Origin of the sequence: Asticcacaulis sp. W401b, assembly GCF_046503825.1 — a bacterium.
Taxonomy (GTDB): Bacteria; Pseudomonadota; Alphaproteobacteria; order Caulobacterales; family Caulobacteraceae; genus Asticcacaulis.
The window spans coordinates 38,759-50,235 of sequence record NZ_JBKFEE010000019.1 but is presented as its reverse complement, the minus strand read 5'-3'; the positions used below and the strand labels follow the sequence as shown (position 1 = coordinate 50,235).

Sequence of the window (11,477 nt, the reverse complement as noted above, 5' to 3'; positions counted from 1 at the left end):
GAGCGGAATGATTTCTAATGGAATCATTCCGCTCAAGCCGGCATTGAGGCGGCGGCCAAGGCGGCGCAGCCGCCGCCCGGCGAGGGGCTAAACAAAAATCCAGATCATTATGTTTCTGCCAGAAATCATAATGATCTAGATCGTGCCTATAAACGTCTGTTTTGTATAAATTTAGCAACCGCTAACAGGGACACAAAGGAAAAGATCATGGTGAAACTAACCAAACGCAGCCTGTTGGGCGGTGTGCCATTGATGGGGGCGTGGGGTGCGGTTGCCGGGGCTGGTTTTGCGGCCTCCAAGGCCACGGCGGCTGCTGATGGCGATGCCTGTCAGCCCAAACCGCCGGTCCGCTACGATCTGCCCGTCGCCAAGGGGCCGTTTCAGCCGACGCCTGAGTCGCTGAAGACCTATCAGGCGCCCGACTGGTTCCGCGATGCCAAGTTCGGTATCTGGTCGCACTGGGGCCCGCAGGCCGTGCCGCGCGTCGGGGACTGGTACGCGCGTAACCTCTATATCCCCGGCCACTTTCACAATACGCACCACGTCAAGACCTACGGCCAGCCGTCAAAGTTTGGCTATAAGGACATAATCCCCCTGTGGAAGGCCGAAAAGTTCGACCCTGAAGGCTTGATGGACCTCTATGCGGCCGCCGGTGCCAAATACTTTGTCAGCATGGGCGTCCATCACGACAATTTCGACCTGTGGAAGTCGAAGCACCACAAATGGAACGCGGTCGCCATGGGGCCCAAACGCGATATTGTCGGCGAATGGGCGGCGGCGGCGCGCAAGCGTGGCCTGCGGTTCGGTGTCTCCGAGCATCTGGGCGCCAGCCACAACTGGTTCCACCCCAGCCATCTGTATAATCAGACCTGGCCGGAAAACGGCGTCGCCTATGACGGGGCTGACCCGCAATACGCCGACCTCTATCATCCGGCCCATAACGAGCCCTATCGCGGCACGGCGGACACCTGGTACACCAAGGACCCGGCCTTCCATCAGATATGGTACAACCGTATCCAGGACCTGATCGACAGCTATGAACCGGACCTGCTCTATTCCGACGGCGGCCTGCCCTTCGGTGTGGTCGGCCGCAGTCTGGTCGCGCACATGTACAACAAGAGCGTGGCGCGCGCCGGCCGCAACGAAGCCGTCTATAATGGCAAGGATTTCGGCTCCGGTGAATTCTACAAAGAGGCGTTTGTGCAGGACGTCGAACGCGGCGTGCTGAAAGGTATCAATCCCTATCCGTGGCAGACCTGTACGTCCAACGGCGACTGGTTCTATTCGGATGGGTTCAAGTACAAGACCAGCACCGAAGTGATCCATATGCTGTGCGACATCGTCAGCAAGAACGGCAATCTGCTGATGAATGTGGTGCAGTATCCCGACGGCAGCCTGCCGCCGGAATCGCAAACCCTGCTGGCCGATCTGAGCGCATGGATGAAGGTCAATGGCGAGGCCATTCACGGCACCCGCCCGTGGACGCAATTCGGCGAAGGCCCGACCGAGGCCGCCGAAGGGGCGTTTCAGGAAGGTACGGCCTACACGGCACAGGACATTCGCTTCACGACGCGCGGCAAGACCCTGTATGCGATTTCGCTGGGCAAACCCGAAGGCCGCCTCGCCATTCAGGCGCTCGGTAAAAACGCCAAACAGGCGCGTCAGGTGAAGCAGGTGCGCTTGCTGGGCACGTCCAAACCCTGCCGGTTACAGCAGGAGGCGGGGGCACTGGTGATCAAGGTGCCTCAGGGGGCTTCGCCCATGGCCAACGCGTTTGAAATCACCTTCCGCGGTTAGAGCGCAGGGAACTTCTGGCGCGGTATGTCAAAAGTGTGAGCGGTTTTTGATAAAGTATCTCGATAAAACAAAAATTTAGAACGGCGTCCGGAATATCCGGACGCCGCTTTATTTGATTTAAGCACAGGTCAGTTCGATAACGGTGAGCGGGTCGCCGCGCGACCCCTCAACGACCCGAAGCGTCAGCGTGCCGTCCTGCTGCGACCAGACGACCTTGCCGCCCGTCACACTGACCGCTGTCTGCACGGTTTTGGGGAAATCGCTCAGGGTCAGGCGGTCTTCGGGCCATGAGAAGATATGCACAAACACCTTGTTTTTACGGAAGGTTGTGCCGAAAACGCCGTCGCGCGGCTGAAGCGGTCCGGGGCGGGTGTCCTGAATCGTATAGCCGTATTTGCTCATCCATTGGCCGATACCCCTGAGCGTTTCGGCCTGAGCGGGCGGGATACGCCCTTGCGTGTCCGGTCCGACATTGATCAGGGCATTGCCATTGCGCACGGCGGCGTTGACGATGAAGGGGACGACCTTTTGCCACGACATGGCGTAATTATCCGGCGTGTAGCCCCAGGCCGAGCCGAGGGCGAAGGTCTTTTCCCACGGACGCGCCCGGATCGGCCCTGAGATAGTGCCGTGGCCTTCTTCGGTGTCGAAATCGCCGATCCAGCCCGAACGCGGATTGATCAGGATCTTGGGCTGGTATTTGCGCACCATGCCATTGAGTTTGGCCGGCTCCCAGAACCACGCCGCGTCGGCATCGGTCCCCTTGTGCGCCAGCCAGCCGCCGTCCCACCACAGGACGTCGATCTTGCCGTAGTTTTTCATCAGTTCACTGACCTGATCATAGGTCTGCATTTTCAGCAACCGGGCGTTTTCCGGCAGTTCGCGCGGGTGGAAATAGGCGGGAAAGCGCCAGTCGAGCGGCGAATAATAGAGCCCGACCTTCAGCCCGGCGCGCCGCACGGCGTTCACATAGGGCCGGATCAGATCGCGGTGCGCCCTGGCGTGCATAGCGTCAAATTGCTGGAAGCTGGACGGGCTGTCCCACAGGGCGAAGCCGTCGTGGTGGCGGGCCGTCATCACCATGTAGCGGGCCCCGGCCTGTTTGGCCAAGGCGGCCCACTGGTCCGGATCATAGGCCTGCGGATCGAACTGCTCCGCCAGCTTGCGGTATTCGCCCGGCGGCACCTTGTCATTGAACATGTGCCATTCGCCGCGCCCCGGAATGGCATAGAGCCCCCAGTGCACAAAGATGCCGAACTTGGCGTCACGCCACCACGCAAGGTCCTTCTCAGGCAACAAAAGCTCAGGGGCCAGCGCCGGATCGGCATTGGACAGCTTGGCCGCTGACCTCTGCTCATCGGTCTGCGTCGCAGCTACAGCGACCGCCGGGGCCGCCAGCGCGCAGGCCCCCGCCATCAGAAAATGTCGTCTGCCGATCCTCATTATTTCCTCCTTTGTATTGTTCTTCCCGCGCTCCGCCGCACCAGTGGCGAACAGGCGGGCCTCAGGCGCGGATACGCACCACATCGGTAAAGCCGAACGGCTGTCCGCGACGGGCCCGGAAAATCAGGCTGACCCAGTGTTTCCCGGCCCCCTTGGGGAAGGGGGCGCTCAGGGGCGCGCTGTCGTCGCTGGTTTTTTCAGCCACCTTCTGACCGTTGATATATAGGGTGGCCGGGCCCAGCAGGCCCAGACACTCGATGACACCGCCGCTCTTTCGCACCCGGGCATAGGCTTCGACCTCGACGGCGCACAGGACCTCCGTGTCGCGGTCGAGCGCAGCGAAGGGCACGCCCGCGCGGAACCAGCCCCACGAATTCATGTCATTATCCTTTGGGCGCAGATCGGGATTGAGCGGCCCCGCCTGTTCGGGGGCGCGCCGCCAGTTTTCGGTGATCTGCACGCTTTCGGACACGGCCTGATAGGGCCAGGGCTGCGCCGCCTGCACGTCGATCCTGAGCGTTGCGGGCTTCAGACCCTCCGCCACGGCCTTTAGAACGAGCGGGTCGGACTGGCCTTCGCGCGTCTGGACGATCACCTGCGCCAGCCCGTTGAACAGGGCGCGCGTGTCGCCTTTTTCCGAGCTGATATCATTGGGATTGCCGTTGCCAAGCCCGATAATGTCGCCGCCTTCGACCGTAAAGCGCACGCTGTGCTGGGCGGTCGGCACGTGCCGGCCCTTCGCATCCAGCGCTTCGACCGTGAAGGGCTGGGCATCTATGCCATCCCCCTTCATCAGCGGGCGGAAGGGGGTCAGTTTCAGTTGTACCGGCGTGCCCGTGGTTTCGACCTCAAAGCGCTTGACCGCCTTGCCGCCGCGATAGCCAATGGCGCTCAGCTTTCCCGGTGCATAGGCGACGCTCCAGCGGTTCATCACGTAACGGTCCCCCGCCTGACGCCCCAGCGACCGGCCATTCAGGAACAGTTCCACCTCGTCCATATTGTGCAGAGCCATGACGAGGATGTCCTGCCCCTCCTGTCCGGCCCAGTTCCAGTGCGGGGCCAGATGCAGCACCGGATCGCTGCACCACATGGCCTGCCGCATCCAGAAGGCGGTCTTGGCGAAGCCGCACAGGTCCATAATGCCGAAGAAGGACGAGTTGGACGGCCACTGATGCGGCGTCGGCTCGCCGTGATAGTCGAAACCGGTCCACACGAAGGTGCCCGCCACAAAAGGCCGCGCGGCTATGGCTTTCCAGCCGACGCGCTGCGTGGTGCCCCAGTCGGCGGCGTCATCGTCATAGGAGGCGATAATGTGCTTATCCTTTATCGTCTTGTATTCCCCGCGCGTCATGAAGGCGGAGCAGTCTTCGGACGAGGTGATGGGCAGGGTCGGGTGCGCCTTATGAAAGGCGTCGTAATTCTGATACTGATAGTTGAAACCGACCACATCGACGGCCTGAGACACATTGACGGGCGTAAACAGACCGTCATTCATGGCCGCCGTCACCGGGCGGGTGGTGTCGAGCGACTTGACCTTGGCCACCATGCGCCGGACCATCTGATAGCCCTGTTCCGTCCCCTGCATCGGTTCTTCGTTGAAGACGGACCACAGGATGATCGAGGGGTGGTTGCGATCGCGGCGCACCAGCCACTCCAGCTCGGCCATATGGATGGGCGAGGGGTTGAAGACGCGGTTTTCGTCCATCACCAGAAAGCCCATGCGATCGCACAGGGCATAAAACGCCTTGTCCTGCGCATTGTGCGAACAGCGGATGGCGTTGCAGCCCAGCTCTTTGAGGCGATGCAGGCGATATTCCAGAAGCCCCGGCGGTACGGCGACGCCGACCCCGGCGTGGTCCTGATGGATGCACACGCCCTTCAGCTTGACCGTCCGACCATTGAGGAAGAAGCCCTTGTCCGGATCAAAGCTCTGGGTGCGGAACCCGGCGGGGGTCACCACCTCGTCAAGGACACGCCCCTGCTGGATAAGCTGTGTGCGCACCTGATACAGGTAAGGGGAGTCGATATCCCAGAGGGTCGGGTTGCCGACATTCATGCGACCGGTCGTGACACTGGTCTGCATCGGCGGGATTTGCGCGGTCACGCGACAGGTGCTGACGACACGGCCCGTCGCATCGACCAGCGACGAGACGATCTCCGCCGATTGCGGCCGGTCGGTGGTGTTGTTCAGTGTCACCTCGACCGGAATCTGCCACTGATCGCCGGCCTTTACGGGGTGGGCAAAGACGCCATCGGTCTCAATATGCAGCGGGTGACGCTTGACGATCCACGTATTGCGGTAAATGCCCGCCCCTTCGTACCACCAGCCCTGCATGGCGTCGGCATCGACGCGCACCACCAGTGAATTGAGCGCCGCGCCGTAGGACAGATAGGGCGTGATATCGACATAGATGGAATTATAGCCCGACCAGTTGCGATTGATCAGCGTGCCATTGAGCCAGAGGGTGGCGTGGGTCGAGATGCCGTCCAGTTGCAGCTCGATATGTTTGCCGCGGTCACTTTCGTCGAACCTCAGCAGGTTGCGATACCAGCCGATGCCGCGCTTGCGATACCCCTGCGCCAGATTTTCGCGCTCATCCGGCACTTGGAAACTGGCAAAGTCGTGCGGCAGAGTGACATGCGTCCACTCCGTGTCGTCATAGGAGGCCGCCGCCGCGCCCCAGGCCGATCCGGCCTTGGCATTGGCGTAGGACCAGCCGTGCCCCAGTATCTTGGGGAAGGGAATGTCGCCTTCGAAAAAGCGCCAGCCCTTGTTCAGCGAAAGCACTTCGCGGGGCGACGGTCCGCTGGCCGGAGCCGGAGAAGGCGCGGCGCGATCCGTAGCCTTTGCAGGTGCGGAAACACCATAGGACACAGCCCCCAGCAGGCTCACGGATTTCAACAGGTCACGTCTGTCCAGCACGCGCTTCTCCCTTTTTATTGTCGGACAATAATATTGTTTTGAGGACGCTTGTCCAGTCGTGATCCGAAGATTTTACCAGAAATAGCCGTGGAGGCTTTGCGCGGCCCCTCTTGGCTGCCTGTGACTCCAGCGGCGTATTGAAGCGAGGTTTATTATAATATAATAACGCAGCAAACACAGAACACAGGCAGGGGACGACATGCGCAAACAGACATACACGGGCAGGCTTCTCAGGGGGGTGCTGGCGGCGCTGCTGCTGATATGCGGGCTGATCCTGCCCGCTGTGGCCCAGACCCCGCGTGAGCGCCTCAATATCGACAAGGACTGGCGTTTTGCCTACGGCCATGCCGATGAGGCCCAGCGCGACTTTGGCTATGGTCTGCGGCCCTTTTTCTTCGCTAAGGCGGGCTATGGCGACGGTCCGGCCAATCCGGACTTCAGCGATGTCAGCTGGCGCAAGGTCGATCTGCCGCACGACTGGGCGGTCGAACTGCCGTTTGATCAACGCGGCAGTGCCAACCACGGCTCCAAGGCCATCGGGCACCCTTTCCCGGAAAACAGCGTCGGCTGGTATCGCAAAACCCTCACGATTCCGGCCTCGGACAAGGGGCGTCGGATTTCGCTGGAATTCGATGGCGTCTATCGCAACAGCGTGGTGTGGATCAACGGGCACTACCTTGGCACCGAACCCAGCGGCTATTCGGGGTTTAGTCACGACATCACCGATTACGTCAATTTCGGCGGCGAAAACCTAATCGCGGTGCGCGCCGACGCGACGGTCGAAGAGGGCTGGTATTACGAAGGGGCGGGCATTTACCGGCACGTCTGGCTGACCAAGACCGATCCGTTGCACGTGGCGCAGTGGGGCACCTTCGTCCGATCGACCGTTGAGGGAGCGAATGCCCGGCTCGACATCGACCTGACGGTGCAGAATGCCTTCAAAAGCGAGCGGGGCTTTGCCATCCGTCATGAGGTGGTGGACGCCCGCAGGCAGGTCGTGGCGCAAACAACGCAGGCCGACCGGTCGGTGAACGCCGTATCGGACGGGGTGTTTGCCGCCACCCTGACGCTGTCTGAGGCGCATCTGTGGTCTCTGGAAGACCCGTATCTCTATACCCTGCGCACAAGCCTGTTGCGCGACGGGCAGGTCGTGGACCGCTACGACACCCGATTTGGCGTGCGTACCGTCACCTTTGATCCGGACAAGGGCTTTTTCCTCAATGGCAAGGCCGTCAAACTTCAGGGCACCAATAACCATCAGGACCATGCCGGTGTTGGCGTCGCCCTGCCGGATGGCCTGAAAATCTGGCGGCTGAAACAGCTCAAATCCTTTGGCGTCAATGCCTACCGCGCCTCGCATCATCCGCCGACGCCGGAGCTTCTCGATGAAGCTGACCGTCTGGGGATGCTGGTCATCGACGAACACCGCATGATGGGGACCAGCCCGGAAATAACGCACCAGCTTGAGCGCCTGATCCGTCGCGACCGCAACCACCCCAGCGTCATCCTGTGGTCGGTGGGCAATGAGGAGTGGGCGCTGGAATGGAAGGACATCGGCACGCGGCTGGCGCTTGAAATGCAGGATTTCGTCAGGCGGCTCGATCCGACGCGGCGCACCACGGTCGCCACCAGCGGTTCGGGCAAGGGCACCTCGGTCGGCGCGGATGTCATCGGTTTCAACTATGGCGCTCAGCACGACGTCGATGGCTTCCACGCCCAACATCCGGAAAAGCCGGCCATCATGACCGAGGAAGGCTCGACCCTGACGACGCGCGGCATCTATTTCGACGACCCGGCAAGGGTGCACCTCAATGCCTATGACCGTCAGGGCCGGCCGGGCAGCAGCCTCAGCATCGAAGAAGGTTGGACCCGCGTCATGGCGCGCCCGTGGATGTCGGGCATGTTTGTGTGGACGGGGTTCGATTATCGTGGGGAAACCACGCCGTTTGGCTGGCCGGCCATATCGTCGCAATTCGGCATGGTGGATACGACGGGTGTGCTTAAGGACACGGCCTATTATCTGAAATCCGTGTGGACCGATCAGCCGATGGTGCACATCCTGCCGCACTGGAACTGGGCCGGGCGCGAAGGTCAGCCGATCGACGTCCGCGTCTATAGCAATGGCGACGCGGTCGAACTGTTCCTCAATAGCAAGTCGCTGGGGCGTCAGGCGATGCCGCGCTATTCGCACCTGAGGTGGCGCGTACCCTATGCGCCCGGCACCCTGACGGCCAGGGCCTATCAGAAGGGGCGGCAGGTCGCCGTACAAAACGTCAGCACCACGGCCGCACCGGCGGCGGTGGTCGCGCGGCCCGACAAGACGGCACTGAAAGCCGACGGCAGCGACATTTCGGTGGTCTGGGTTCAGGTGACCGACAAAAAGGGGCGTCCTGTGCCCACGGCGGATAACCGCATAGATTTTGAGGTATCGGGGCCGATCCGGCTGATCGGCATGGGCAACGGCGATCCGGGGTCTCACGAAGTGGACCGTCCGGCGGAGCGCCATCGCTATGTAAGCCTGTCGAACTGGCGCAGTCTGGCTGGAGACGATCTGACCGACACGTCACGCGCTGTGGCCGAGACGGCCGACACCACAAACTGGCGTGATCCGGCGCAGTGGTTGCCCCCGGAGGCTCAGCCGCCCCTGACCAAAGGCCTTGTGTTGAGGGGTGAATTTGCCCGCCCGGTGATAAGCGCGGGCGAACAGGCCGTGCTCTTTGTCGGACAACTGGCCCCGGATCAGCACCTTTATGTCAACGGGCAGGCGGTAACGGCGCAGGCGATGGACGGCGCGTGGATCATCCGGCTTGACGCCTCACAACTCAAGGATCGCAACAGCCTGAGCTACGTCATGACGACGCCGGCCGGTGGCGTGCAGGCCCTGTATGATCAGTCGGTGGGCGGCTCGCGCTGGGGCAGCCTGCGGGTCACGACCCCGGTAGCCCCGTGGCAACGCCGCCTGTTCAACGGCTGGGCGCAGGTGATCGTACAATCCACAGGGGAGCGCGGCCGCGGGCATCTGAGGCTGGTGTCATTGGGCCTGACGGCGGCCACAGTCGATTTTCAGGCGGAGTAGGCGTCACACGATTTTGCATGACCCATGCAGGGAAAGAGCGTAAGCCTTGTGGCAAATCAGCCATCGGGAGCCTTCATGACCGACGCCATCGCACTTCTTATTCCGCCGCGCGAAAAGGACTTGGGCGGTTTTACCGTCAAGCGCATCCTGCCCTATGCCAAACACCGCATGGTCGGGCCGTGGATCTTCTTTGATCACATGGGGCCGGCGGTGTTTGAGCCGGGCAAGGGCACCAATGTCCGCCCGCACCCGCATATCAACCTGGCCACCGTCACCTATCTGTTTGAAGGCCATATCCACCACCGCGACTCGCTGGGATCGGATCAGGTCATCACACCGGGGGCCATCAATCTGATGGTGGCGGGCAGGGGCATCGTCCATTCCGAACGCGAGCCGCTGGAGGGCATTGACACCACGCGGCAACTGCACGGGCTGCAATTGTGGCACGCCCTGCCGGAGGCCGATGAAGAGATCGACGCTGCCTTTTTTCATTACGACGCCGAAGAGATTCCGGCACTGACGGTCGAAGGTGTGCCGGTGCGCGTGATGATGGGCACGGCCTATGGCGTGACGTCTCCAGTCAAGACCTATGCCGAGACGCTGTATCTGGAGGCGCGCCTGAGCGCCGGGCAGGCGCTGGTCCTGCCGGATCATGTGGCTGAGCGCGCGCTCTACGTCGTGTCGGGCCGCGCGGCGGTCAATGGCACGCCGGTCGAAGCCTCGCACATGGTCATTCTCAACGCCGGTGCGACGGTCAGCGTCACGACCGACGCCGAGGCGCAACTGGCCCTGATCGGCGGCGAGCCCTTTACCGAGCGCCACATCTACTGGAACTTCGTCTCGTCGCGCAAAGAGCGCATCGAGCAGGCCAAGGCCGACTGGCGCGAAGGGCGCTTCCCCAAGGTGCCGGGCGACGAGATCGAATTCATCCCGCTGCCGGTCGAATGATGTCAGATATAATCTCTGCACGGGTCGAAGAGACCCATATCTCCGATTTCAGCGTGGCTATCGAGGTCAGCGGTCACCGCCTGAGCGGCGACGAACCTGAATCGCAGGGCGGGATGAACCTTGCCCCGTCGCCCTATGACTATCTGACGGCGGCGCTGGGCGAATGCACGGCCATGACCGTGCGCTGGTACGCCAGACAGAAGAACTGGCCCTTGCAGGATGTGCGGGTGGAGCTGACCCACGAAAAGGTCGCCGGTCACTCGTCGGGCAAGGCCGATATCTTCCGCAAGTCGGTGACGATTATCGGCGAGCAACTCAGCGACGAGCAGCGGCAAAGACTGTACGACATCGCTGCCAAATGTCCGGTGCACAAAACCCTGACGGGTGGCGCGTTTATTGAGACCTTGTCAGGACTCGCAGAGCGCTGAGGTCGGACTTGCTGAGTTCTTTTATGGCCTGACGCAATTGTTTTGCCAAATGGGGTTTGAGAGAGGTCTCGGCTTCGGCACTGTCTTTACCGCTCAGGGTCAGAAACAAGGCCGTAGCGAAAACCAGTTCAGTCTCCGACAGGTAACCGCTGCGCTTGTAGCTCCAGCCTTGTGATGCACCGAGGCCTTCGTCTCGCCATTGCTCAAACGTAAAGGCACTGTTGGCTAGAAAGACACCGAATCCCAGAAACACCGCCGTCAAATCGGTCAGATGTTCTTCATGCGCGTCGTCGCAGGCCCGTTCATCCGGCACAGTGGTAAGCAGGTAGTGCGCCAGTTCGTGCGCCATGGTGGTGATGAAGTCGTGCGGGGTGTCAAGTAAGGCGGGATCATAGGTGATAACCGCAGCATTGCCATCGGTAGCAAAAGTGCCTGAAAAGCCAAGATTGCGGTCTGGAACCTGAATCAGATCACGGTTGCGCTTAGGGGCTACCCCTTCGCTTATGAGTTCAACAGGCCAATCAGCCATGCCGCAGTAGGCTTTGACTTGATTGAAAAGGCTTTGGGCAAGGGCGTCCCCTTTTAGGCCGTGACTGTCAAAAAAGCCGGGACGCGGCAGGATCAGCCTTGTCTTGGCGAAGTCATTTTCAGTTCGAAGGACCTTCAGCAACCATTCGAAATTGTCCACGTGCCATGCCGTGGTGTCGGCATCGAGCAGAGTCTTATTGCCAAATGGCCACATATCCAATCCCTCCCATCCCGGTTTCCCGTACCCGCTTTCTTTGTCCCAAACGGCTCCATCTGAGACAAGCTTTCGTTTGAAACAATTATGACTTTACAGGGCGCGTCGGGCCTCTTTAAT

At 61.2% G+C, this 11,477-nt stretch carries 7 protein-coding genes; 4 read left to right on the top strand and 3 right to left on the bottom strand.

The window, feature by feature from the left end; translation table 11 throughout:
- Positions 1 to 207 precede the first annotated feature (207 nt).
- Complete coding sequence (locus tag ACK8OE_RS19125; RefSeq protein ID WP_410273918.1) at positions 208 to 1,797, top strand: alpha-L-fucosidase; 1,590 nt, start codon at positions 208 to 210, stop codon at positions 1,795 to 1,797.
- Between the two features lie 117 nt (positions 1,798 to 1,914).
- Here ACK8OE_RS19125 and ACK8OE_RS19120 read toward each other — a convergent pair whose 3' ends face one another.
- Together ACK8OE_RS19120 and galA (ACK8OE_RS19115) are read right to left on the bottom strand one after the other, a co-directional pair.
- The gene (locus ACK8OE_RS19120) at positions 1,915 to 3,240 is read right to left on the bottom strand and encodes an alpha-L-fucosidase (RefSeq protein WP_410273917.1); all 1,326 of its coding nucleotides are present in this window, start codon (positions 3,238 to 3,240) and stop codon (positions 1,915 to 1,917) included.
- 61 nt (positions 3,241 to 3,301) lie between these two features.
- Positions 3,302 to 6,163 (bottom strand): beta-galactosidase GalA, encoded by a 2,862-nt coding sequence (gene galA / locus ACK8OE_RS19115; RefSeq protein WP_410273916.1) that lies wholly within the window; start codon positions 6,161 to 6,163, stop codon positions 3,302 to 3,304.
- A gap of 199 nt (positions 6,164 to 6,362) precedes the next feature.
- Between galA (ACK8OE_RS19115) and galA (ACK8OE_RS19110) the strand changes: the two genes are divergently transcribed.
- From galA (ACK8OE_RS19110) to ACK8OE_RS19100, 3 genes are all read left to right on the top strand, one after another.
- Entirely contained in the window at positions 6,363 to 9,239 is a 2,877-nt protein-coding gene (gene galA / locus ACK8OE_RS19110; RefSeq protein WP_410273915.1) for a beta-galactosidase GalA, read from the top strand.
- 75 nt (positions 9,240 to 9,314) lie between these two features.
- Positions 9,315 to 10,187: a pirin family protein gene (locus ACK8OE_RS19105; protein WP_410273914.1), complete on the top strand. Its 873-nt coding sequence runs from the start codon at positions 9,315 to 9,317 to the stop codon at positions 10,185 to 10,187.
- Positions 10,184 to 10,615, top strand: a complete 432-nt coding sequence (locus ACK8OE_RS19100; RefSeq protein ID WP_410273913.1) for an OsmC family protein — start codon at positions 10,184 to 10,186, stop codon at positions 10,613 to 10,615. Before ACK8OE_RS19105 ends, ACK8OE_RS19100 begins: the two co-directional genes overlap by 4 nt.
- Here ACK8OE_RS19100 and ACK8OE_RS19095 read toward each other — a convergent pair.
- Complete coding sequence (locus tag ACK8OE_RS19095; protein ID WP_410273912.1) at positions 10,581 to 11,357, bottom strand: hypothetical protein; 777 nt, start codon at positions 11,355 to 11,357, stop codon at positions 10,581 to 10,583. The two genes, ACK8OE_RS19100 and ACK8OE_RS19095, sit on opposite strands and share 35 nt — an antisense overlap.
- Positions 11,358 to 11,477 lie beyond the last annotated feature (120 nt).